General features: G+C 74.5%; 19 protein-coding genes and 2 pseudogenes. 13 read left to right on the top strand and 8 right to left on the bottom strand.

Annotated elements, in window-relative coordinates; translation table 11 throughout:
- Positions 1 to 9: 9 nt before the first annotated feature.
- Positions 10 to 1,074, bottom strand: a complete 1,065-nt coding sequence (locus ABZX75_RS19340; RefSeq protein ID WP_355411987.1) for an NAD(P)/FAD-dependent oxidoreductase — start codon at positions 1,072 to 1,074, stop codon at positions 10 to 12.
- A gap of 165 nt (positions 1,075 to 1,239) precedes the next feature.
- On the opposite strand from ABZX75_RS19340, the gene ABZX75_RS19335 reads away from it, so the two are divergent.
- On the top strand, positions 1,240 to 1,830 hold the full coding sequence (locus ABZX75_RS19335; protein ID WP_355411985.1) for a TetR/AcrR family transcriptional regulator: 591 nt from the start codon (positions 1,240 to 1,242) through the stop codon (positions 1,828 to 1,830).
- Positions 1,830 to 2,752 (top strand): annotated as a pseudogene (locus ABZX75_RS19330) (ADP-ribosylglycohydrolase family protein). Before ABZX75_RS19335 ends, ABZX75_RS19330 begins: the two are co-directional and overlap by 1 nt.
- A gap of 261 nt (positions 2,753 to 3,013) precedes the next feature.
- Here ABZX75_RS19330 and ABZX75_RS19325 read toward each other — a convergent pair.
- Positions 3,014 to 3,433 (bottom strand): annotated as a pseudogene (locus tag ABZX75_RS19325) (ATP-binding cassette domain-containing protein); the annotation flags it as partial.
- Positions 3,434 to 3,498: 65 nt separating this feature from the next.
- Between ABZX75_RS19325 and ABZX75_RS19320 the strand changes: the two are divergent.
- Positions 3,499 to 3,810, top strand: a complete 312-nt coding sequence (locus ABZX75_RS19320) for a hypothetical protein (RefSeq protein ID WP_355411983.1) — start codon at positions 3,499 to 3,501, stop codon at positions 3,808 to 3,810.
- 55 nt (positions 3,811 to 3,865) lie between these two features.
- Here ABZX75_RS19320 and ABZX75_RS19315 read toward each other — a convergent pair whose 3' ends face one another.
- Positions 3,866 to 4,657, bottom strand: a complete 792-nt coding sequence (locus ABZX75_RS19315) for an aspartate/glutamate racemase family protein (protein WP_355411981.1) — start codon at positions 4,655 to 4,657, stop codon at positions 3,866 to 3,868.
- Between the two features lie 589 nt (positions 4,658 to 5,246).
- Here ABZX75_RS19315 and ABZX75_RS19310 point away from each other — a divergent pair.
- From ABZX75_RS19310 to ABZX75_RS19290, 5 genes are all read left to right on the top strand, one after another.
- The gene (locus ABZX75_RS19310) at positions 5,247 to 6,434 is read left to right on the top strand and encodes a glycosyltransferase (RefSeq protein WP_355411979.1); all 1,188 of its coding nucleotides are present in this window, start codon (positions 5,247 to 5,249) and stop codon (positions 6,432 to 6,434) included.
- Positions 6,435 to 6,681: 247 nt separating this feature from the next.
- The gene (locus ABZX75_RS19305; protein ID WP_355411977.1) at positions 6,682 to 7,200 is read left to right on the top strand and encodes a DUF6643 family protein; all 519 of its coding nucleotides are present in this window, start codon (positions 6,682 to 6,684) and stop codon (positions 7,198 to 7,200) included.
- A 55-nt stretch (positions 7,201 to 7,255) separates the two neighbouring features.
- Entirely contained in the window at positions 7,256 to 8,080 is an 825-nt protein-coding gene (locus ABZX75_RS19300) for an MOSC N-terminal beta barrel domain-containing protein (protein WP_355411975.1), read from the top strand.
- Between the two features lie 296 nt (positions 8,081 to 8,376).
- Positions 8,377 to 8,988, top strand: a complete 612-nt coding sequence (locus ABZX75_RS19295; protein ID WP_355411973.1) for a hypothetical protein — start codon at positions 8,377 to 8,379, stop codon at positions 8,986 to 8,988.
- A 112-nt stretch (positions 8,989 to 9,100) separates the two neighbouring features.
- A complete protein-coding gene (locus ABZX75_RS19290; RefSeq protein WP_355411970.1) occupies positions 9,101 to 11,566 on the top strand; it encodes a right-handed parallel beta-helix repeat-containing protein in 2,466 nt (821 codons plus the stop codon).
- Here the strand turns inward: ABZX75_RS19290 and ABZX75_RS19285 are convergent.
- A complete protein-coding gene (locus tag ABZX75_RS19285; RefSeq protein WP_355412149.1) occupies positions 11,490 to 13,937 on the bottom strand; it encodes a hypothetical protein in 2,448 nt (815 codons plus the stop codon). The genes ABZX75_RS19290 and ABZX75_RS19285 overlap by 77 nt on opposite strands.
- A gap of 261 nt (positions 13,938 to 14,198) precedes the next feature.
- On the opposite strand from ABZX75_RS19285, the gene ABZX75_RS19280 reads away from it, so the two are divergent.
- Entirely contained in the window at positions 14,199 to 14,684 is a 486-nt protein-coding gene (locus tag ABZX75_RS19280) for an SRPBCC family protein (RefSeq protein ID WP_355411968.1), read from the top strand.
- 384 nt (positions 14,685 to 15,068) lie between these two features.
- Here ABZX75_RS19280 and ABZX75_RS19275 read toward each other — a convergent pair whose 3' ends face one another.
- Positions 15,069 to 16,196 carry a PLP-dependent cysteine synthase family protein gene (locus ABZX75_RS19275; RefSeq protein ID WP_355411966.1) on the bottom strand — a complete coding sequence of 376 codons (1,128 nt, stop codon included), beginning with the start codon at positions 16,194 to 16,196 and terminating at the stop codon, positions 15,069 to 15,071.
- A gap of 197 nt (positions 16,197 to 16,393) precedes the next feature.
- Between ABZX75_RS19275 and ABZX75_RS19270 the strand changes: the two genes are divergently transcribed.
- Positions 16,394 to 16,942: an ATP-binding protein gene (locus ABZX75_RS19270; RefSeq protein WP_355411965.1), complete on the top strand. Its 549-nt coding sequence runs from the start codon at positions 16,394 to 16,396 to the stop codon at positions 16,940 to 16,942.
- A gap of 212 nt (positions 16,943 to 17,154) precedes the next feature.
- On the opposite strand, the gene ABZX75_RS19265 is transcribed toward ABZX75_RS19270, so the two are convergent.
- Positions 17,155 to 18,366: an ROK family protein gene (locus ABZX75_RS19265; RefSeq protein ID WP_355411963.1), complete on the bottom strand. Its 1,212-nt coding sequence runs from the start codon at positions 18,364 to 18,366 to the stop codon at positions 17,155 to 17,157.
- A 100-nt stretch (positions 18,367 to 18,466) separates the two neighbouring features.
- Positions 18,467 to 19,120 (bottom strand): alpha-ketoglutarate-dependent dioxygenase AlkB, encoded by a 654-nt coding sequence (locus ABZX75_RS19260; protein WP_355411961.1) that lies wholly within the window; start codon positions 19,118 to 19,120, stop codon positions 18,467 to 18,469.
- 38 nt (positions 19,121 to 19,158) lie between these two features.
- Between ABZX75_RS19260 and ABZX75_RS19255 the strand changes: the two genes are divergently transcribed.
- Positions 19,159 to 19,899, top strand: coding sequence for a maleylpyruvate isomerase family mycothiol-dependent enzyme (locus tag ABZX75_RS19255; RefSeq protein WP_355411959.1), 741 nt, complete (start codon positions 19,159 to 19,161; stop codon positions 19,897 to 19,899).
- A 60-nt stretch (positions 19,900 to 19,959) separates the two neighbouring features.
- The gene (locus ABZX75_RS19250) at positions 19,960 to 20,211 is read left to right on the top strand and encodes a DUF6332 family protein (protein WP_355411957.1); all 252 of its coding nucleotides are present in this window, start codon (positions 19,960 to 19,962) and stop codon (positions 20,209 to 20,211) included.
- Positions 20,212 to 20,473: 262 nt separating this feature from the next.
- Here ABZX75_RS19250 and ABZX75_RS19245 read toward each other — a convergent pair whose 3' ends face one another.
- On the bottom strand, positions 20,474 to 21,793 hold the full coding sequence (locus ABZX75_RS19245; RefSeq protein ID WP_355412147.1) for a geranylgeranyl reductase family protein: 1,320 nt from the start codon (positions 21,791 to 21,793) through the stop codon (positions 20,474 to 20,476).
- Between the two features lie 144 nt (positions 21,794 to 21,937).
- On the opposite strand from ABZX75_RS19245, the gene ABZX75_RS19240 reads away from it, so the two are divergent.
- Positions 21,938 to 23,302, top strand: coding sequence for a dipeptidase (locus tag ABZX75_RS19240; RefSeq protein ID WP_355411955.1), 1,365 nt, complete (start codon positions 21,938 to 21,940; stop codon positions 23,300 to 23,302).
- Positions 23,303 to 23,434 lie beyond the last annotated feature (132 nt).

Raw genomic sequence — 23,434 nt, 5'->3', positions numbered from 1 at the left:
ACCGGCGCTTCAGCCGGGCAGCAGGCGCACGAGCCCGTCCCGCAGGCCCGGCCGGCGGACGGTCATGAAGCGGTGCAGGCTGCGCGAGCCGAAGGCGACGCGCTGGGCGCTGCGCCGGCGCTCGGCGTCGTACGCGCGCAGGGCCGCGGGCAGCCCGGCCGGTCCGTGGGCGGCGACGGCCCGGGTCAGGGCCTCGGCGTCGAGCAGGGCGGTGCAGGCGCCCTGGCCGAGGTTCGGCGTCATGGCGTGGGCCGCGTCGCCGACCAGGGCGACCCGGCCGGCGGCGACGAAGGCGGGGAGCGCCGGGTAGAGGTGACGCATCTCGTACCGGATCCAGGTGGAGGGATCGGTCTCGGCCAGGACGCGCGGGATCGGGTCGTGCCAGTCGGCGAAGGCGGCCCGCACCTCATCGGCGGTGGTGGCCTCGGGGACGGTGGCGTACCAGTTGGTGCGCCCCGGCTCGACGGGAGTCATGCCGAAGAAACGGCCCTCGCCCCAGGTCTCGCCGTACAGGCCGGTCTCGAATCCGGCGATCCCGATCCAGGCGACCGTACCGACCGGCTGCGGGCCGCTGCGCGGGCCGAAGTGCGCCGTGCGAACGACGCTGTTGATGCCGTCGGCGCCGACGACGAGGTCGGCGCCGAGTCCGGCCGGGTCGGTGAGGCGGTGCCCGTACGTGATCTCCGCGCCGCCGAGCCTGCCGAGCTCGGCGAGCAGAGCGTCGATCAAGTAGGGGCGGGATATGAGGAGTTCGGGCCTTCCGGCCTTGCGCTCGATCCGTTCCAGGGGAAGGGCTGCCAGCACCTTGCCGTCGGGGCGCCGGATACGGGCGTCGCGGTACGGAACGCCGCGCGCCAGGAGCGCGTCACCGAGGCCCAGCCGGTCGAGCGCGGCCTGAGCGGTGGGGTGGATCCCGAAGGCGGTTCCGTAGCGTTCGAGTGCGGTCCGGCGCTCCAGGACGGTCACCGCCCAGCCCGCGCGGCGCAGGCCGATGGCGGTGGCGAGCCCGCCGACTCCCGCACCGACCACGACGGCCGTGCCCGGCTGGCTCCGCATGCCGCTCAGCCCGCTCATACGCCGCGCACCCCTCGCGCCTCGCGTGCCCCGTTCGCCCCTCATGCCCCTCACACCCCTCACACCCCTCACACCCCTCATGGCCGACCCCTTCGCCGCGACTCCCCCGCCACCACAGCCGTGGTACCACAGACGTAGTACCACGGCTGTGGTTAAGCTGTCCACGTGAATCAGGACCGAAGGGACCGGCTGCGGGACGCGGCCATCACCGTGCTGGCGGACGCGGGCGGGCGCGGGCTGACGCACCGGGCCGTCGACACCGCGGCCGGGGTACCGGCGGGCACCACGAAGAACTACTTCCCCACGCGCGACACCCTGCTGCGGGCGGTGGCGGAACGCTGCCTGGAGCGGTACCGGGCCATGGCCGCCGGCCTGGCGGGCGCAGGGCCGGGGCCCGCCGACGCCCGGGAGCTCGCGGGGCTCCTCGCGGGGATGCTGCGCGATGTCGCCGGGCCCGGGCGGCCGCGCGTACTGGCCTATCTGGAACTCCAGACCGAGGCGACACGGCGGCCGTGGCTGGCCGCGCTGCTGGACCCCATCGGCGCGGCGGACTTCGCGGCGCACGCGTACCTGCTGCGCGCGGCGGGGCTGCCGGCCGGCCCCGAGCAAGCCCGCACCCTCACCCTCGCCCTGCACGGCGCGATCCCGCACCTGCTGGCGGGGGCCCCGGGCACGCTGGCCGCGGCCGGCCTGGACGACCTGGAAGGCTTCACCCGCGGCCTGCTGGACGCGCTGTGCCATGAGGCGGCCTCGTGATCACCCGGCTCGACCGGGCCGTGGGGGCCGTACTGGGCTCGGCGGCGGGCGACGCCCTCGGCGCGCCCTACGAGTTCGGCCCCGCGGGGCAGTTGACCGCCCGGGGCCAGGAGATGCGAGGCGGCGGTGGGTGGGATCCGGGCGAGGCTACGGACGACACGCAGATGGCCGTCCTGGTCGGCGAGTCCTTGCTGGAGCACGGCGGCTCGAACCGGAAGACGTCTTCCGCAGGTTCCAGCGATGGGCGGCCGGGCAGCCCAAGGACATCGACCTCCAGACCGAGGACGTCCTGACGAACGGCGAACCCTGGCACCTGGCCGCCGCCCTGCACTTCCAGGTCAACGCCCGCGCGGCGGGCAACGGTTCCCTGATGCGGGCCGCCACCTCCGCGGTGTACTTCGCCGCGGCCGGCCGTCAGGGGACGATGGACGCCGCCCGGCGGATCGCGGCGCTGACGCACGGCGACCCGGCCGCCTGGGAGGGGACGGCCGTACTGCACGAGCTGGTACGGGCCGCCCTCGACGGAGCTGACCCGCTGGCCGCTCTTCCCGCGACGCTCGCCGCGGTCCACCCGGACCACCGCGAGCGGTACGGTCGCGTGCTCGCCCCCGACTGGCATCCCGGCCTGGCCACCGAGTTCAACGGCGCGGTGTGGCCCTGCCTGGGCTCGGCGGTGTGGGCGCTGCGCGCGACCAGTGGCTTCGCGGAGGCCGTGCGGGCGGCCGTCGACCTCGGAGGGGACACCGACACGGTGGCCGCGGTGACCGGGACCCTCGCCGGGGCGGCGTACGGGCAGGCGGCGATCCCCGGGGACTGGACCGTTCCGCTGCACGTGTCCCTGCCCGGCTTCGGGGACCGGGTCCTGGACGCGGACGGGCTGCGCGAGCTGGCTCAGCGGCTCGCGACGGCCGCCTCCCGCTGACGCGCGGGGGCCAGTTCGAGCCACCGTCCCCGGAAGGCCGCGGGCAGCCGCCGGTCGTGTGTGACCAGGACCAGCGTCCCGCCGAAGTGCGCCAAGGCCACCTCCACCTCCCCGGCGGATCCCGCCGCGAACCGGCCGGTGACGGTCAGCGGCTGCGGAGGCGGCGCGACCGGGTGCTCGGTCAGCCGGTGCAGTCGCTCCCGGGCGGCTCGGATCCGGCTCGTCGAGCAGCAGCAGTTCCGGCTCGGCGGCGAGCACCCCCGCGAGCGCGAGCCGGGAACGCTGCCCGCCGGAGAGTGTGGCGAGCCTGCGGTCCGGATCGAGCACGGTCCGTTCACCGCAGGCGGTGGAGCGTGGTCGCGACGCGCCGTGCGGCGTCCGGGCCGCCGCGAGCCTCGTAGGCGGCGAGGAGGACGCCGTACGCGGCCAGTTCCTCGGGACCGGCCCGGTGCAGCAGGGCTTCGGCGGCGCGGATGCGGCGCTTGAGGGCGCGCGGCTCCGCGAGTGCGAGGCGATCGCGTCGCCCCCGCGGGCGGTCGGGGGGAGGTCGAGGGTCTGGGCCAGGTGGCCGAGGCCGCCGGGTGCGGTGCCGGTGACCTCCCCGTGGTCGGGCCACTCCCGGCCCGTGAGGAGCCACAGGAGGGCCGATTTGCCCGAGCCGTTGTCGCCGACGACGCCCACGCGCTCGCCGGGGCCGGATCGTACAGCTGGCGCGGTCCAGGACGACTCGGGTGTCGTAGCACTTGGTGACCTCGGACAGGACGATCTGGCTCGCCCACCGGTACGACCCGCAGACGCTCACCGGCGCCGAGGAGCACCCGGATCTGCGGGTGAGATCGAGGAGCACCTGGCGGCAGCGGCCGCGGGGCGGCAGCACGTCGCGTCGTCGGCTGCCCGCGGCGACGATCGTGTCCAGCACGTGGATGCCCGGTGCGGCGGCCATGCCGAGGACGGCGAGTTCGGCAGAGCCCCCGGTGGCGCGGTACACGCTGACGCCGGAGACGGTCCGGCCGTCGTGGGCGCGCGCCACCGCCCCCACGCTGTGGTCCTCGCCGTAGCAGCGGGAGCGGGCGAGTTCGGTGGCGGCCGCGACGAGTTCCAGGTCCTCGGGTGTCAGCCGACGACCACGCCCTCACCGGCGAGCAGCCGTCCCTCCGCGTACCCGAGTGCGGCCGGGGGAAGCACACCGGGCCGCCCGCTGAGCAGGACGGTCATGCCGCCCGTGCGGGGCAGGTCGGGTGCGGGGCCGGCGCCGAAACGACGCAGGGCCTGGAGGGCGACGGGTTCGGCGGAACCGTGGAAGACGAGCTCGGCTCCCCCGGTCCGGACGGCGAGGGCCGCCCGGATGGACGCCTCGACCAGCTCGTAGTGCGTGCAGCCGAGCACCACGTCGGTCACGTCGGCCGGGGTCAGCGCGGCGGCCGCGGCGACGGCAGCCACGACGGCCGCGTCATCGGCGGCCTCCACGGCATCGGCCAGTCCGGGGCAGGGCACCTCGGTGACCCGCGCTCCGGCGGCGAAGTCACGGATCAGCCCGCGCTGGTAGGGGCTGCCGGTGGTGGCAGGCGTGGCCCAGATGGCCACGCGGCCCCCGGCGGCCGCCGCGGGCTTGATCGCCGGTACGGTCCCGATCACCGGAATCGCGAACTCCAGCTCGGCGCGCAGGGTCGGCAGGGCGTGCACGGAGGCGGTGTTGCAGGCCACGATCAGCGCGTCCGGACGGTGCGCGGCGGCGGCCCGGGCGACGGCGAGCGCCCGCTCGGTGAGGTCGGCGGGGGTCCGCGGGCCCCAGGGCATCCCGTCAGGGTCGGAGGACAGGACCAGATCCGCGTCCGGCCGCAGCCGCCGCACTGCGGCGGCTGCCGCGAGGAGGCCGATTCCGGAGTCCATGAGCGCGATCTTCACGCGGCCACTTTAATCGACGCCCCGCCCGCCCGGCCCACGGCGAGCCCACCAGCCCGCCGCCGCCCGGCATCCAGCGCTCCCATCGTGCCCCCGCCCTGCCGCCACCCCAGACCCACCGGCCCGCCGCCGCCCGCAAACCGGCGCTCCCAGCAGGCCCTCCGCCGACGCGCCCGCCCTGCCCCAACACACCCCAAGCCCACCGGCCCGCCCCACCCGGAGCCCGGCGCTCCCCGCCGACACGCCCACCCCCCCCAGAGGGCCCGGCGCTCCCTGCGGCCCCCGCCCACCCAGCCCGCGCACGGGGCCCACCGGCCCGCCCCCACCCCCGGCACCCGGCACTCCCCATGGGGCCCACGCCAACACGCCCGCACCACCCCCACCTCGACGCCACCCGCCCCAGGCGAGACGTGCGGGACCCGCGACGCGTGGGGTCGACCGGGCGCGGCCGGCCGCCGGGTCACGTCGCCTGCGCCGAGGCGTCCCGAAGGGCGGGCGCCGGGAGCCGCAGGCGCCCGGCCGCCGGTCAGGCGCGCCGCACCGGGACGTCGCAATCCGCGACACGCCCCGCCGGGCCCGGCACACTGCCGCCATGGGCCCCCTCATCGCCGCCTGCGCCCCCTACGCGGCATACACCTCCCTCGCCGCCTGGCTCTGGCTCACCGTCGCCCAGGGCATGTTCTGGCGCACGGACGTCCGCCTCCCCCCACGCACCGCCCCCGCCCACTGGCCCTCCGTCGCCATCGTCGTCCCGGCCCGGGACGAGGCCGCGGTACTCCCCCGCAGCCTCCCCTCCCTCATCGCCCAGGACTATCCCGGCGAGGCCGAGGTGATCCTGGTCGACGACGGGAGTACGGACGGCACCGGCGACCTCGCGCTCCGGATCGCCGGCGAACAGCCCGGCCTCCCCGTCACCGTCGTCTCCCCCGGCGCCCCCGCCCCCGGCTGGACCGGCAAGCTCTGGGCGCTCCGCCACGGCATCGCGCTCGCCCGCGCCACGCACGCCCGCGAGCCCGACTACCTCCTCCTCACCGACGCCGACATCGCGCACGAGCCCGACAGCCTTCGCGAGCTGGTCGCCGCGGCGACCTCCGCCGACCTCGACCTCGTCTCCCAGATGGCCCGGCTGCGTGTCGTCAGCCCCTGGGAGCGGCTCGTGGTACCGGCCTTCGTCTACTTCTTCGCCCAGCTCTACCCCTTCCGCCGGATCAACCGCCCCACCGCCCGGACCGCCGCGGCCGCCGGAGGTTGCGTCCTGCTGCGCACCGAGGCCGCCGTACGGGCGGGTGTGCCGGACTCCATCCGCCAGGCCGTCATCGACGACGTCTCGCTCGCCCGCGCCGTTCAGCGCTGCGGCGGGCGGATCTGGCTCGGGCTGGCGGAGCGGGTGGACAGCGTGCGGCCGTACCCCGCCCTCGCGGACCTGTGGCGGATGGTCTCGCGCAGCGCCTACGCCCAACTGCGCCACCAGCCCCTCCTGCTGGCCGGTACGGTCGCCGCGCTCGTGCTCGTCTACCTCGTGCCCCCGGCGGCCCTCCTCGCGGGGCTTCTGGGCGGATACCCCGCCACCGCCTGGGCGGGCGGCCTGGCGTGGCTGCTGATGGCCGGCACCTACCTGCCCATGCTGCGCTATTACCGCCAGCCCGCCGCGCTCGCGCCGCTGCTTCCGTTCACGGCGCTGATGTACCTCCTGATGACCGTCGACTCGGCCGTTCAGCACTACCGGGGCCGCGGCGCGGCGTGGAAGGGCCGCACCTATGCCCGGCCGAGCGACGCGTGAAAAGGGTGAACACCCGCCTGAAGGGGCGTCATCCGAGGTCACCGTGTTGTGACGCTCCGTCAGCACCAAGTCGGTGCACCACACAACCGGTGAGTACGAGTAGGGCCAAGCCGGGGCGGAAGCGGCGAATCGTGCACCTGAACGTCAAGTGAAAGCTGTGGCCCTGACCTGGGAAGATGCAGGTCAGGGCGGTGTTGGTGACACCTCGCTATGGACCCGGTGAAGTCGTGGGCTTAACTTAGGTCCCATGACCTCCCCCCGCTCCACTTATGGCGGCGGTTACTACTCCGCGCCTTCCTTCACGGACACCCCCATCTACGACTCCCTCGTCGCCGAACGCGGCACTCCGCAGATCGCCCCGATCCGCGTCCCCGCCGCCTACGACACCCCGAGCGCCGGTTATTCGAGCGGTGGGTACCTGCCGGCCCTCGCCTCAGCCCTGCCCGCGCTGCCCGCGGCCGTGCCGCAGCAGCAGCACGCCCCGGCGTACGGGTATCCCTACCAGCAGCAGGCCGCGCCGCAGCAGATGCCGATGCCGATGCCGCTTCAGCACGCGCCCGCTCCGTACATCCCGCAGCAGCAGCTCGCGGCCCGCGGGGGGTACGTACCGCAGCCCCAGCCGCAGCAGCCCCGTCCGGTCGCCGCGGGCAACGGGTACGAGGCCATGCGCCCGGCCGCGCCGCGCCCGATGCCGGCTCCCGCCCCGGTGCCGGCCGCCTCGTACGAGGACCCGTACGGCCGCCCGTACCAGGGACGTGGGTACTGATTGATCCACTGACGTTCACTGGGGCAGCGGCGGGGACGGCTGGCAGTATGCCCCTATGTCGAACATGTATGTCCAGGCGCTTCACGTCCATCCCGTCAAGTCGGTAGCGGGGACCGCTCCCGACGAGGTGGCCGTGGAGCCCTGGGGTCTGGCGGGGGACCGGCGGTGGGCGCTGGTCGACACCGGGGGTGCGGTCATCACCCAGCGGCAGCAGCCGCGGCTCGCGCTGGCCGCGGCCCGGCCGTGGGAGAACGGCGGGATCGTGGTGTCGGCGCCCGGCATGGCGGATCTGCCGGTGGAGGTGCCCGGGCCGGGGCCGCTGGAACCGGTCCTGCTGTTCGGGAAGAGGGTCGAGACGGTGGCCGCGGCGGCCGCCGCGGCCGACTGGTTCGGCGCGTACCTCGGATCGCCTGCGCGGCTGGTGCACCTGGACGATCCGGCCGTACGCCGGCCCGTGGATCCGGATTACGCGCTGCCCGGCGAGACTGTGAGCCTGGCCGACGGGTACCCGTTGTTGATCACCACGCTCGCCTCGCTGGACGCGCTCAACTCGCTGATCGCGCAGGGGGACCATCCACAGGAGGGCCCGCTGCCGATGAATCGTTTCCGCCCGAATGTGGTGGTATCGGGTGCCGAGGCCTGGGCCGAGGACGGTTGGCGGCGCATCGCGATCGGCGACGCCGTATTCCGCGGGGCACGGGAGTGCGGGAGGTGCATCGTCACCACCACCGACCAGAGCACGGCGGAGCGGGGCAAGGAGCCGCTGAAGACCTTGGCCCGGCACCGGCGGATCGGCAAGTCGCTCGCGTTCGGGCGGCAGTTGGTCCCGGTGCGCACGGGCACGGTGCGGGTCGGAGACGAGGTCCGCGTGCTGGAGTGACCGTGGCGCATCCGCGAGCCGGGGCCGGGCGGATCGCGGGCGGAGGCGGGCGGAGGCGGGCGGAGGCCGACGGGCTGGCGTCAGGCTGGCGGAATGACACCTTCGAGGGGCTCCCGGCCCAGACTGGAACCAACCGGTGCGACCACGCCGTTGGAGCAGTCGAGACAGGTGAGCACCCGCGAGGGAGCTGGTAGCGGACCGGGTGACACAGGTCTCTCGCGTCCCGGAATGCGCGTCTTCGGGGTATGCGGGAGGCGTAGACGCGCAGGCAGGCGGAGGCAAGGGGGTGCCGGACCGTGTGGACAGCAATGGGGGTGTGGCGTTGGCGGCGCAATCCGCTGCGCCGGCCGACCGATCTCTTCGAGGCGTGGGTGGCTTTCGCCGCGCTGGTGTGCGTTCTGGTGGTGGCCCCGGCCGTCGGCTGGATGGCGGGACTCCAGGTGGACGGCACGCTGCAGCGGGCCGCGCGGGAGCAACGGCAGGAGCGGTATCTCGTGCCGGCGGTCGTGGTCCGGCCGGCTCCGGAGTCGGCGGCGGGCGCGTCCGCCGACCCGTCGGCGCATCAGCAGGCCCCGCAGCGTTCGCAGATCGTGGCCGCGTGGACCGCGCCCGACGGCAGCAGCCACCAGGGGACCGTGCCGGCGGCGGAGGAACCGCCGCATCCCGGCGACCGGTTCCGGATATGGACCGACACGCACGGCCGGCTGGTGGGGCAGCCGCTCGACCCGTCCGCGGCCGGCTTCCACGCCGGGATCGCGGGTGTGGCAGCCGCCATCTGCGTGGCCGCGCTGGTGGAAACCGTCCGGCGCTTGGTCGTACGACGGCTCATGCATCGGCGGTACATACTGCTGGACCGGGCGTGGGCGGCGGTGGGGCCCGACTGGGGCCGGGCGGGCGCGGGCAGTTGACCTGGCAACTCACCGGCTCCACCCGCGCTACGGTGGAGCGGCCATATCAGTCGCTTCAGTCGCTTCAGTCGCATCGGCAGCGCGAGTACGAGGGTGGGGGCACGACAGCACCATGGCTCAGGGCACGGTCCAGGTGACGCATGGCGGGTCTTCGCGGTGGCGGCGCCGCTCCGGTGATTATCCGACGCTGACCGCCGCACTGGCCGCGGCGGGTGACGGCGACGTGCTGTCCATCGCGCCCGGCACCTACCGCGAGAATCTGGTGCTGCACCACGCCGTCACCCTGCGCGGGCCCGAGGGTGCGCTGGGGTCGGTGCGCATCGCCCCGCTCGACGGGGTCGCGCTGACCGTGCGCGCCTCAGCCGTGGTTCAGGACCTGTACCTGGAGGGCCAGGACCGGACGGCGCCCGCACTGCTGGTCGAGGACGGCGCCCCCGAGCTCACCGATCTGCGCGTGAGCACCCGCTCGGCGGCGGGGATCGAAGTGCGCGGCGGGGCCCGGCCCCTGGTGCGGCGGTGCACGGTCGAGAATCCGACCGGAGTCGGCATCGCCGTACTGGACGGTGGTGGCGGGGTGTTCGAGGAGTGCGAGGTCGTGGCCGCCGGTCAGACCGGGATCTCGGTGCGCGGCGGCGGGCATCCACGGCTGGAGCGCTGCCGGGTCCATCACGCCACGGGCGCGGGCATCGCGGTCACCGGCGAGGGTTCGGGCCTGGAGGCGCTGGGCTGCGAGGTGTACGAGATCAAGGGCGCCGGCGTCCAGATCGCGGCGCGGGCCACGGCCCGGCTCACGGACTGCTCGGTGCACCGCACCTCGGCCGACGGGGTCACCCTCGACACGGACGCGGTGCTCACGCTGGCCGGCTGCGACATCCACGACATCCCGGAGAACGCGGTGGATCTGCGTTCCCGTTCCGTGCTCACGCTCAGCCGCACCACGGTGCGTCGGTTCGGCCGCAACGGCCTGTCCGTCTGGGACCCGGGCACCCGGGTCGATGCCGAGTCCTGCGAGATCCACGACAGTACGGGCGACTATCCGGCGGTGTGGATCAGTGACGGGGCCACCGCCTCGCTGGACTCGTGCCGGGTGCACGACGTGCCGGACGCGTTGTTCGTGCTGGACCGCGGCTCGCGCGTCGACGTGGTCGACAGCGATCTGTCCCAGGTGCGCAACACCGCCGTCTCGGTGAGCGACGGGGCCACCGCGCAGCTCGACGACTGCCGGATCCGGGAGGCCGCCACCGGGGCCTGGTTCCGCGACCACGGCAGCGGCGGCACCCTCGCCAACTGCACCATCGACGCGGTGCAGACCGGGGTGATCGTCACCAAGGGCGCCGATCCGGTCCTGGAGCGGTGCACGGTCAGCTCCCCCGCCGAGGCCGGGTTCTACGTGTCGGCGGGCGGCCGCGGCACCTTCACGGCCTGCCGCGTGACGGGCAGTTCCGGCTTCGGTTTCCACGTCCTCGACGGCTGCCGCACCACGCTGACGCGCTGCCACACCGAGCGCTGTGCGCGCGGGGGGTACGAGTTCGCCGAGGACGGGCCGCTCGCCCAGGAGTGCACCAGCGACGAGTCCGGGCGGCGGGCGGCGGCCCAGACCGCCCCGGGCGGCGGACCTGCCGCGGCTCAGGCGGGCGTCCGCAGGGTCGCCGCGGCGCAGAGCCCCGTACCGCAGGCGGCGGAGATGCCCGCTCCGCGGCCCGCGGGCCTGCCGGATCCGGAGACGTCCCCGCGCGGCTCCGGCGAGGTGCTCGGGCAGCTCGACGCACTGGTCGGCCTGGAGAGCGTCAAGCGCGAGGTGCGCGCCCTCACCGACATGATCGAGGTGGGCCGGCGGCGGCAGCAGGCGGGCCTCAAGGCCGCCTCGGTCCGCCGGCATCTGGTCTTCACCGGCTCCCCCGGTACCGGCAAGACCACGGTCGCCCGGCTGTACGGGGAGATCTTGGCCTCCCTCGGGGTGCTGGAGCGCGGCCACCTGGTCGAGGTGTCCCGGGTGGACCTGGTCGGCGAGCACATCGGGTCCACCGCGATCCGTACGCAGGAGGCCTTCGACCGGGCCCGCGGCGGGGTGCTGTTCATCGACGAGGCGTACGCGCTGGCGCCCGAAGACTCGGGCCGTGACTTCGGGCGCGAGGCGATCGACACGCTGGTGAAGCTGATGGAGGACCACCGGGACGCGGTGGTGGTGATCGTCGCGGGCTACACGGCGGAGATGGACCGCTTCCTGACGGTCAACCCGGGGGTGGCCTCGCGGTTCTCCCGGACCATCACCTTCGGGGACTATGGGCCGCAGGAGCTGCTGCGGATCGTGGAGCAGCAGGCTGAGGAGCACGAGTACCGGCTCGGTGACGGCACCTGTGAGGCGCTGCTGACGTACTTCACCGAGCTGCCCAAGGGTCCGGCCTTCGGCAACGGGCGCACCGCGCGCCAGACCTTCGAGTCGATGGTCGAACGGCACGCGGGGCGGGTGGCTCAGCTGGCGGAGCCGAGTACGGACGAGCTCACCCTCCTGTTCCCGGCGGATCTGCCGGCGCTGCCCGCCCTGCCGGACCAGCCCGCCCTGTCGGCTCCTCGCTGAACCGCTGGCCCGGCACCACGGCGTCATCGGCCGCGGCCAGCCGGGAGAGCAGGGCGTCGCGTTCGGCGGCGAAGGCCGGATCCTCCTGGTAGTCGCAGTGTCCGAGGATCGGCGCGGGCAGCGGGTACCGCGCGCTGCGCCCGTAGGCGAGCGGGTCGGCGAGCGGGCCTCGGTCCACGCCCTCCCCGGTGCCCGCCAGCACCGGGCCGCCGATGGGATCGGTGGCCCGCCACAGGTTGCGCCAGCAGTCGAGGTCCCGGTGCAGTGCGGTGAGCGGGCCGGGGCCGAAGTAGGCGGGGAACCAGCGGCCGTAGAGGCGGCCGAGCGGAGAGCCGTAGGTGAGCAGGGCGACCCGGCGGCGGGCCGACGGCGACAGCTGCCAGACGGCCGCCGCGGCGAGCACGCTGCCCTGGGAGTGGCCGGAGATCACCAGGCGGCCGCCGGTGCGGCCGGTCCAGCCGGTCATCCGCCAGGTGAGGTCGGGGACGGCCCGCTCGGCGTAGCAGGGCGGCGCGAAGGGGTGGGCGGCGCGCGGCCAGAAGGTGCCGACGTCCCACAGGATGCCGATGGTGCGGCGGGCCGCGGGATCCCGGTAGGCGCGGCGGCCCCAGGTGACGAAGAGGACGAAGCCGAACCCTATGAGCCAGGACCCGGCGTCCTGGGCGAGGCGGGCGGCGCTCTCCAGCAGCGGCTGCGTGCCGCGGGCCGCCTCGGCCGGGACGCGTCCGGTGAACCAGGCCCCGGCGAGAGCGCCGGCGCCGAGCAGCAGGGTGATCCCGGAGACGGCCGCCACGAACCACGGTGCGGAGTCGGTGAGGGCGGCGGCGGCCCGGGCGCCCGCGATCCGGCGGCTGCGGTCCCGGTCCGGCGGCTCCCCGGGGTACTCGGCGGCCACGTCCCGGGCGAGCCGGCGCCGGGTGAGGGCTCCGCGTACCGCGAACCAGGCGGCGAGCAGGGCCAGTACGAGGAGCAGCGGGGGCAGAACGGCGGCCTGCCAGGACAGCAGCAGGGGCGGCCCGGGCAGCGGGGCCCCGGCCATCCCCGGCGTGGCGCCCCGGTCCAGCCAGTCCGCGAGGCGCTGGGCGACGCCGCCGGACATCACCCCGCCCAGCGCGCAGCCGAGCATGGCGACGGCGGGCCCGCCCAGGCCGCGCAGGGCGGCCGCCGGGTCGGGGGCCCGGCGGGTGAGGTGGGTGGCGACGGCGGCCAGGGCGAGCACGCAGCAGCCCTGGCCGAGCATGAGCACGCCGAAGGCGAAGTCCCCGGGGAGGCGGCCGGCGGAGGTCCAACCGGGGCGCGACCATCCGGCGTAGAGGAGGACGGCGACGAGGAGGGCGAGGGCGGCGCCGGGCAACAGGGAGACGGCGGCCCGGTCGAGGCGGCGGTCGGCCCGGGTTTCGGTGCGTCCGCGTCGGCAGACCACCCAGGCCACGGTGAGGGCCCCGGCGGCGAGCAGCGCCTCCAGTGCCCAGCCGATGGCTTCGAGCACGGGGGCGCCGGAGCGGCGGTCGTAGCGCGCGGCCGGGGCGACGACGGCTGCGGCGACCGTGAGCAGGCCGGCGGCGGTGTGCGCGGCGCGCAGCCGGGCCACGAGCCGGCGTCCGTACCAGAACCCGGGGCGGCCGAGCGCGGGCGTGGCGCCCGTCGGCGCCGCCGGGCCGGTGTGCGGCTCGGCGGCGCCGACGGGCGGCGGCTGGGATTCGTAGGCGCTCCAGGTGCGGTTCGAGAGGAACCAGAGCAGCCCGGTCAGGGCGGCCGGAACGAGTGCGCCGAGGGCGAGGCGGCGGCCGGGCTGAGCCCACCAGCCGCCTTCGCGCGAGAGGAAGCCGAGCCACGAGCGGGAGCCGGTGCAGGTCCCGGAACCGGCGCACTGCCAGGCGAGCAGGTCGAGGGCAACCTCGCAGGCGGCCGCGATCAGCAGAACGGTGAGGCTGAGCGCGAGGATCCGTACGAGCACCCCGTACGCGCGCACCGCCCTCGGCGACGGGTCCGCGGGGGGCACGGCGGGCCGGGCCCAATGGGCCAGGTTGACCACCATGAAGGGCAGGAGCAGCAGCCACAGGGCACGGGTCCCGTTGCCGGAGGTGAGCCGCGACCAGCAGTAGGCCTCGGGCACGGGCCGGCCGGCGTACCGCTCGGGGTGGGCTTCGGCGTCGGCGTCCTCGGTGCGCCGGAAGACGGCGGCGGTGGAGTCCCCGGTGACGCGCACGGTGCGCGGGTCGCCCAGCAGCTCGCCGGGGGCGGCGCCGGCGACTCCGTGGACGAGGAGTTCGAGGGAGAGGGGCGGCGAGGACGGCAGAGGTGACGGGGACGGCAAAGGTGACGATGACGGTGACGGCAGAGGTGACGGGGACGGGGACGGCAGGGGCATGGGGGTGTCCGGCACAGCGGCCTCCGCTCACGGGGCGGGTTCGGCGCGGCTCCGGCCTACCGCGCGGCGTGGCCCCTACCCAGGCCCTTCGCCGGGGAATCCGTCGCGCGGCAGCCATCTGACGGACAGCCAGCTATGGTGTCGCGCACAGCGCACGCCGGCGCGGACCTTCCCCGCCCGCACCCTCGTCCCCACAGGGATGCGCGCCACTGTCCGCACCCCGGGTCCGTACCCACGTCCGCACGCCCAGGAGGTACCGCCATGGCTCACCGACTCCGCCTCGTGGGGCTGGACTTCCTCGAGAACGCACCGACGCGTCTGACCTTCGCCGCCGAGGCCGCGGCGGCGCCCGAGGCGGTGTACCGGGCGCTGGCCGAAGAGGTCGAGGGCTGGCCGCAGTGGTTCAAGGCGGTGACCCTGGCCCGCCCCACACGCGGCGGCGCGGGCCGCGAGATCAAGCTGCTGGGCGGCGTGCGCTTCCAGGAGACCGTCATGGCGGCGGATCCGGAGCGGCGGTACGCGTACCGGGTCGATGCGACCAACACCCCTGGAGCGCGAGCCCTGGTTGAGGAGTGGCGGTTGACCCCGGCCGGCGCGGGCACGCACATACGCTGGACTTTCGCGGCGGACGGGACGACCCCCTTCCGGCTGGCCCTGGCAGCGGCCCGCCCCGGGCTGGGCCACTCCTTCCGAACGGCGGTCCGTACGCTGGACGGCCGGCTGGCCGGGCGCTCCACCGGGCGCTAGTGCTGTGACCGGAAAGGTTCACCGGCCCGCGACGCCCGGCACGGCACCTCGCTGCACTGCGTTCGCTGCGCTCACTGCGTCTCGGCTCCTCTTCGAGGACTTGGAGGCCGAGCTGTCGGACCGCGCGAGTACGGCCGAGTACGAGCTGCGGCCCTCCGCCTTGCGATGCAGCTCGGCATCCGAAGGATCAGTCAAAGAGCCGAGACGGAGCGAGCGAAGCGAGTGCAGTGCACCGGACGCCGCGGGCTTACCGGCAAACCTTCCCGGTCACAGCACTAGCGAGGCGAGCCGGGCCGGCCGGACCGCCGGCCGACAGGGGCCCGGCCAGAGCCGGTTCGCCGCCGCACCCGTCAGGCCACCGCACCCGTCAGGCCACCGCACCCGTCAGGCCACCGGCTCCCGCCAGACCCCCGTGGTCAGCAGGGTCTCGATCGTCTTCGCGTAGGGGGCGATGTCGAGGCCCTGCGCCGCCAGCCACTCGTCGGAGTAGTACTTGTCGAGGTAGCGGTCGCCCGGGTCGCAGAGCAGGGTGACGACGCTGCCCGTGCGGCCGTCCGCCACCATCTCGGAGATGATCTTCAGGGCGCTCCACAGGCCGGTGCCGGTCGAACCGCCCGCCTTGCGCCCGATGGCCTGTTCCAGCGCACGGCAGGCCGCCACGCTCGCGGCGTCCGGGACCTTCATCATCCGGTCGATGGCGCCCGGTACGAAGCTCGGCTCCATCCTGGGCCGGCCGATGCCCTCGATGCGCGAGCCGCAATCGCTGGACGCGTAGGGGTCGTTGTGGGTCCAGCCGTCGAAGAAGCAGGAGTTCTCCGGGTCCGGGACGCAGATGCGGGTGTCGCGCTGCATGTAGTGCACGTAGCGGGCGATGGTCGCGGAGGTGCCGCCGGTGCCGGCGGTCGCCACGATCCAGGCGGGATCGGGGTACCGCTCCAGGCTCAGCTGCTGGAACATCGATTCCGCGATGTTGTTGTTGCCGCGCCAGTCGGTGGCCCGCTCGGCGTAGGTGAACTGGTCCATGTAGTGGCCGCCGGTGCGCGCCGCGAGCTCCGCCGACTCCTCGTACATCTTCATCGGGTCGTCCACGAAGTGGCATTCACCGCCGTGGAATTCGATGAGGCGGCACTTCTCCGGGCTGGTCGTGCGCGGCATGACGGCGATGAACGGGACGCCGATCAGCTTGGCGAAGTACGCCTCGGAGACGGCGGTGGAACCGGACGAGGCCTCGATGACCGGGCGGCCGGGCCGGACCCAGCCGTTGCAGAGGGCGTAGAGGAAGAGCGAGCGGGCGAGGCGGTGCTTGAGGGAGCCCGTCGGATGCGTGGACTCGTCCTTGAGGTAGAGGTCGATGCCCCAGGCCTCGGGGAGCGGGAAGCGCAGCAGGTGGGTGTCGGCGGAGCGGTTGGCGTCCGCCTGGACCTTGCGGACGGCCTCCTTCAGCCAGGCGCGGTACTCCGCGTCGCTGCGGTCGACGTCGACGGTGGTGGCCGCCGTACCGGTGGTGCTCATGCGCCCTGCTCCTTCGTACGATTTTCGCCCCCCGCTTTCGCAATGTACCTCCCTCACCTGCGCAAACGGTCGCTTTGGGTTTCCATGCGGATCGCTTTTGGTCGCGCTCGGTTGCACACAGGCCGACGGTGGGTGACCCTGGTGGAGCATTACCGAGGGTGCAGCACCCGTAACACTCATGTCGGGGAGTCGCAGCCGTGATCAGTCATTCCCGCAGGCACTGCGTCGTCGAACTGCAGGCCTTGCCGTCGCGGATCGGCCAGGTCCGCAGAATCGTTTCTGCGCAATTGCGCCACTGGCAGCTGGATCCGCTCATCGACCGGGCCGCGCTCGGCGTGACGGAACTGCTCAGCAACGTCCACCTGCACGCCCAGCCCGACAAGACCTGCACGGTCGAGATCGAGCTCCGCCTCGGACGGCTCACCGTCTCGGTCGCCGACAGCGATCCGCGGCTCCCCGTGCTCCGGGAGGCCCCGGCGGACGTGCTGGAGACGTGCGGACGCGGACTCGCGCTCGTGGAGGCGGTCAGCGAGGCGTGGGGCGCACGGCACCAGGCCGACGGCCCGGGCAAGGTGGTGTGGTTCTCGCTCCGGGCGACACCCGCGCACGCGGCGCCGTCCCGTCCGGTACGGATCGCGACGAAGCCCGTACGAGAACCCGCGCGGGCGGTGCTCGTGGCCGTGGACCCCGGCGCCGCCCCGGTGAGCGTGCCGGTGGCCGCCTCGGTCGGCACCCGGCCCGGGTAGGGCCCGGACCGGCCGCCGGAGCCAGCGAGCCCGGTCCGGCAGGTCGGACCGGGGCGGGCATCCCAGCAGCCGCACCGACCGGCCCGGCCGGTGCGGGCCAGCACGGTCGGCCGGTGCGGGCCAGCCACGGCCGGCATGGGCGTGCAGGCACCGTCGGCCGTGCGGCCCGGTGCGGCCGGGCTCGGCTTGGACGTCCGTCGGAAGCCGGCCGGTCAGGCCGCCGCGCCCAGTGCTCCCAGGGGGTCGTCGAGCACCGGCTGCCACGCCAGCTCCGCCGCGCCCACGAGGCTGTTGTGGTCCAGGGTGCACGGCAGGATGGGTACGCCCCCGCTGCGCCCCCACAGGCTCCGGTCCGCGACCACCGCGCGCAGCCGCTCCGGGTCGGCGTACAGCAGCTCCCGGTGCAGCCCGCCCAGGATGATCCGGTCCGGATTCAGGATGTTCACCAGGCCCGCGAGACCCAGCCCGAGCCGGTCGATCAGCTCGGCGGTGGCGGCCCGTACCGCGGGTTCCGCGTACTCCGTGCGCAGCAGGTCCCGCGCCTGTTGGAGCAGCGACACCTCGGGGCCCGGCGTGCGGCCCGCCGCGGTCAGGAAGGCCAGCGGATCGGCCTCCACGTCCAGGCAGCCCCGGCTGCCGCAGTGGCAGGCCCGCCCCTCCGGGTTCACGGTGAGGTGGCCGACCTCCAGGGCCAGCCCCGCGCTTCCGCTGTGCAGGCGGCCGTCCAGTACCAGCGCCCCGCCGACCCCTCGGTGCCCGGTGGCGACGCACAGCAGGTGCTGCGCGCTGCGCCCCGCGCCGTGCCGGTGCTCGGCCAGCGCGGCGAGGTTGACGTCGTTGCCGGTGAGGGCAGGGCCGTCGATCCCGGCCGCCTTCACACGCTCGGCGAAGATGGCCCGTACGGGAGAACCGGCCGGCCAGGCCAGGTGCAGCGGGTTCAGCGCCGTACCCTCCGGCTCTGCGACGGCCGAGGGGACCGCGAGTCCCGCGCCGACACAGCGGCGGCCGCTCTCCGCGAGCAGTGCCGCGCCCGCGTCCACCACCGCGCCGAGCACCTGGGCGGGGTCGGCGGAGACGGTGACCTTGCCCGGAGCGGTGGCCACGATCCGCCCGCCGAGGCCGACGAGGGCGGCCCGGAAACCGTCCGAGTGCACTTGGGCCGCCAGCGCCACCGGACCGTTGTCGTCCACGGCGAGCCGGTGCGAGGGGCGGCCCTGGGTGCCGCCGGCTCCGCCGGGGCGGGAGTCGACGCGGATCAGGCCGAGGGCCTCCAGCTCGGCGGCGACGGCTCCGGCGGTGGCGCGGGTGACGCCCAGCTCGGCCGTCAGGACGGCCCTGGTCGGGGCGCGGCCGGTGTGGACGAGCTCCAGCGCCGGGCCGAGCACGCCACGGCCCCGCTCCAGTTTGGTCCGCGTGGCTGTCATGGACGCGGATGGCGTGGTCACATCCCCCACCCGCGGCGGGGCCCCGTTGCCGTTCATGACAGCGATCCTCGCATGACCGGAGGGTGCCGGGCGCCGCCCGCTACCCCAGGCCGCCGACCCGGAGTGTGATGTTGAGCCGCCCGGTCAGCCCGAGGCCGGGCGGGGCGGTGCCCGGCAGAACCTTCGGCACCCCGTGGTAGGCCAGTCGGCTCGGGCCGCCGAAGACGAACAGATCCCCGCTGCGGAGCTCGACGTCCTGGTAGGGGCGTCCGCGCGAGGCGGTGTTGCCGAAGCGGAAGACGCAGCTGTCGCCGAGGCTGAGCGAGACGACCGGGGCCGCGGACTTCTCCTCGGCGTCGCGGTGCATGCCCATGCGGGAGTCACCGTCGTAGAAGTTGATCAGCGCGATGTCGTAGGCCGCGCCGGGCGCCAGGGGTTCTCCGTACGCGGAGGCCGTCGCCTCCCGCCCCAGCTCCGCGAGCCATCCCGGCATCGGCTTGACCGGCGCTCCGTCGCCGTCCACGGCGGTGCGGGCGTATCCGTACGGATACCAGTGCAGCCCGAGGCAGACCTGCCGGGCGGTCATCGTCCCGCCGCCCGGGGTGCGTACCGTGCGCAGCCCTGCCGGCGGGCGGGCCCACTCACGACAGGCCGCGAGCAACTGCCCCTGGCGCGCCGCCCCGAGCCAGTCCGGCACGTGCACGGCGCCGGGGGCGATCTCGCTCCGCTCGCGCGGGAAGAGTTCTCGGTCCACCCCTCCATTGTGGCGGACCTCCTGGCAGACTCCGCCGTATGGAGATCACCGCATATGTGAAGACCCTCGCCCGGGAGGGCGAGCTGCTCGCCGATCTGGCCGAACAGGCCGGTACGGATGTCCCGGTGCCCACCTGTCCGGAGTGGCGGGTCGGCGATCTGCTGCGCCACACGGGCGCGGTGCACCGCTGGGCGGCCGGCACCGTCGGGGACGCGCTGCTGGAGCCGCTGCCGTTCCCGGAGGGTCCTGAACTGGCCGGCGCGGAGCTGATCGCCTGGTTCCGTGAGGGGCACGGGGAGCTGGTGCGCACCCTGAGCGAGGCCCCGGCCGACCTGCAGTGCTGGACCTTCCTGCCGACGGCTCCGCCCTCGCCACTGGCGTTCTGGGCGCGGCGCCAGGCCCACGAGACCACCGTCCACCGGATGGACGCCGAGGCGGCGCTCGGCGTCGCGTTCTCGCCGGTGGAGGCGGAGTTCGCGGAGGACGGGGTGGACGAGCTGCTGACCGGCTTCCACGCGCGGCCGCGCAGCCGGGTGCGGACCCCGGAACCGCGGGTGCTGCGGGTACGGGCGGCGGACACGGGCGCGGTGTGGACCGTGTATCTGTCACAGGAGCCGGCGCGTACGGTGCGCGGCGACGCGGACCCGGCGGACTGCGAGCTGACGGGCGAGGCGGCGTGGCTGTACGCGGCCTTGTGGAACCGGCTCCCGCTGGCGGGCCCGGGGGTGACGGGCGATCAGGCACTGGCCCGGCTGTGGAGCGAGACGGCCGGCATCTGACGCCATCGGGCCGCCGCATTCATCCTTGTGACGATCCGTGAACGCTGTGACACTGCACGCATGAGCAGACGTACACAGGCGGACCGGGACGCGATCACGATCGAGATCGGCTACGCCCTCGTCAGCGCGTGTGTCGCCGCCGGCCTCGTCTTCGCCGCCGTGTACGGGGCCGCCCTGGCCTTCTCCCTGTCCCCGGCGGCGGACCGCGCTCTGGCGGTGGCGGGGGCGGTCCTGGCCTCGGGGGTGTTCCTGCTACGGGTCACCCACCTGCTGTGGCGCTTCGCCCGCCGCCCGGAGAACGACGGCCGTTAGCAGGTGACCGGCGGCCGGTCCACCGGCGCACCGGCGAGACTGTTCCTCCGGTGGCGGCAGGGAGCACGACCCCGGGAACAGTAGGCGGGCGACGGCCCGGGCGGAGCCGAACCGCCCGCTCCGGCATGGGGGACAGACAATCGGTCCGGCGCGCGCGATCCGGTGCGTCACCGCCCAAGGCGACGACGACGGCGCCCCCGGGGGCCGGGCCCGCAGGACCGGCCCGGGCCGGGCACCGCCGCCGTCGGGACCTACGGCCTGCCTACTTCGGCCCGTCGGCCCTGGCCGCCTGCCGCGCGTCCAGCGCGTGCAGCGCCCTGCGGGCCAGCGGGTAGGTGCGTACCAGGTCGGCCAGGGTCGTCGAGCCGCGCGTGATGCGGGCGAAGGCCCGCCACGCCGGCCGGAAGCCGGTGATCACCGCGTGCAGCAGCCCCGGCTTGGCCTCGAAGAGGGTGAGCATCCGCTTGCCGACCCCCATCTCCACACCCAGCCCGGCCTTGACGGCGAAGGCGTAGTTGAGGGCCTGGCGGCGGGCGTCCACGGCGTCCTGCGCCTCGGAGATCTTCACGGCCCACTCCCCCGCCAGCCGCCCCGATCGCAGTGCGAAGGAGATGCCCTCCCGGGTCCACGGCTCCAGCAGTCCGGCCGCGTCGCCCGCCACCAGCACCCGGCCGCGCGAGAGCGGTGATTCGGGCGTACGGCAGCGGGTCAGGTGGCCGGAGGAGACGGCCGGTTCGAAGCCGGCGAGTCCGAGCCGGGCGATGAAGTCGTCCAGGTAGCGCTTGGTAGCGGCGCCTTCGCCCTTCGCCGAGATGACGCCGACGGTGAGGGTGTCGCCCTTGGGGAAGACCCATCCGTAACTGCCGGGGAGCGGGCCCCAGTCGATGAGGATCCGCCCCTTCCAGTCCTCCGCTACGGTCTCGGGGACGGGGATCTCCGCCTCCAGGCCGAGGTCCACCTGGTCCATCTCGACGCCGACGTGCGCGCCGATCCGGCTGGCGCTGCCGTCCGCGCCGACCACCGCGCGGGCCAGGACGGTCTCGCCGTCCGCGAGGACGACGGCGACGGTGCGCCGGTCCGGCACGGCGGCGCCGTGCTGTTCGACGCGCGACACGGCCGTGCCGGTGCGCACGGTGGCGCCCGCCTTCTCGGCCGCGGCGACCAGACCGGCGTCGAACTCCGGCCGGTTGACGAGCCCGAACAGCATCTGCTTCGAGCGCCGGGTCCGGGTGAGTCTCCCGTTCATCGAGAAGGTGACCGCGTGGACGCGGTCCTTGAAGGGCAGTACGAAGCCGGGCGGCAGGGCGTCACGGGAGGGGCCGATGATGCCACCGCCGCACGTCTTGTACCGGGGCAGCTCGGCCTTCTCCAGCAGCAGGACGCGTCGCCCCGCCGTCGCCGCCGCGTGCGCGGCCGACGCCCCTGCCGGTCCGGCGCCGACCACGACCACGTCCCACACCTCGCCGCTCTCCCCGGCCACCTCGTCGCCCGCACCCTGCGGTGCTTGCCCTGCGTTTGCGTCGCGTACGTCGTCGTCGCTGCTCACGATGTGCTGCCGCTCCTGATCACCCGTTGCTCCGATGCCGGGGAAATCCTACGGCGAGACTCCCCCTCGTCCTGCTGTGCGAGGATCGAGACAGTCTTTCGTCGTACCCGGCATACGCGCACCACGCGGATGCGGGCGGCGTACACGTACCACAACGTCGCACCCAAGAGGAGCGTGCCCATGTCCCAGAATCCGATCGCCGAGACCATCGCCTCGCTGATGCCCCGCGCGAAGCAGGAGCTCACCGAGCTGGTGGCCTTCCAGTCGGTGGCGGATTGGGCACAGTTCCCCAAGAGTGAGAGCGAGGCCGCCGCGAACTGGGTGGCCGACGCCCTGCGCGTCGAGGGTTTCCAGGACGTGGCGCTGCTCGACACCCCTGACGGCACGCAGTCGGTGTACGGCTTCCTGCCCGGCCCCGAGGGCGCGCCGACCGTTCTGCTCTACGCCCACTACGACGTGCAGCCGCCGCTGGACGACGCCGCCTGGATCTCCCCCGCCTTCGAGCTGACCGAGCGCGACGGCCGCTGGTACGGGCGCGGCGCGGCGGACTGCAAGGGCGGCTTCATCATGCACCTGCTGGCGCTGCGCGCGCTGAAGGCCAACGGCGGGGTGCCGGTGAGCGTGAAGGTGATCGTCGAGGGCTCGGAGGAGCAGGGCACCGGCGGTCTCCAGCGGTACGCCGAGGCGCACCCGGAGCTGCTGGCCGCCGACACCATCGTCATCGGCGACGCGGGCAACTTCCGCCTCGGTCTGCCGACGGTGACGGCCACGCTGCGCGGGATGACCCTGCTGAAGGTGAAGATCGACACGTTGGGCGGCAATCTGCACTCGGGCATGTTCGGCGGCGTCGCCCCCGACGCGCTGGCGGCGCTGATCCGGGTACTGGACTCGCTGCGCGCGGCGGACGGTTCGACGACGGTCGACGGGCTGGCCTCGGACGCGGTGTGGGACGGCCTGCAGTACCCGGAGGCGGACTTCCGTGCCGATGCGAGGGTGCTGGAGGGTGTCGAGCTGATCGGCGAGGGGACGATCGCGGACCGGCTGTGGGCGCGCCCGGCGGTGACCGTGCTGGGCATCGACTGCCCGCCCGTGATCGGTGCGACGCCGTCGGTGCACGCGAGCGCCGGGGCGCTGATCAGTCTGCGCGTGCCGCCGGGCGTGGACACCGCCGAGGCGATCAAGCTGCTGGAGGCGCACCTGGTGGCGCACACCCCGTGGCAGGCGCGGCTGGAGCTCGAGGTCGTGGGCCAGGGCCAGCCCTTCCAGGCGGACACGAGCAGCCCGGCGTACGCGTCGATGGCGGCGGCCATGCGGGTGGCGTACCCCGGCGAGGAGATGCAGGTCGCCGGCATGGGCGGATCGATTCCGCTGTGCAACACGCTGACGTCGCTGTATCCGGAGGCAGAGATGCTGCTGATCGGGCTGAGCGAGCCGGAGGCGCAGATCCACGCGGTCAACGAGAGCGTGTCGCCGCAGGAGTTGGAGCGCCTGTCGGTGACGGAGGCCCTGTTCCTGGTCAACTACGCGCAGTCCAAGCGCGCCTGACGCGCCTTTGGCCCGGCCCTCGCCGGACGCCCGCCGGCGGCGGGTGGTGAGCTGTGTACGCCCAGGGCGCAGTGCGCCTTGGGCGTACTGCGCCTTGGGCGTACTGCGCCTTGGGCGTACTGCGCCTTGGGC

Source organism: Streptomyces sp. NPDC003038 (assembly GCF_040611115.1).
Classification (GTDB): domain Bacteria; phylum Actinomycetota; class Actinomycetes; order Streptomycetales; family Streptomycetaceae; genus Streptomyces.
Note: the sequence above shows the minus strand (reverse complement) of the source record. Positions and strands in the feature narration are given on the sequence as shown.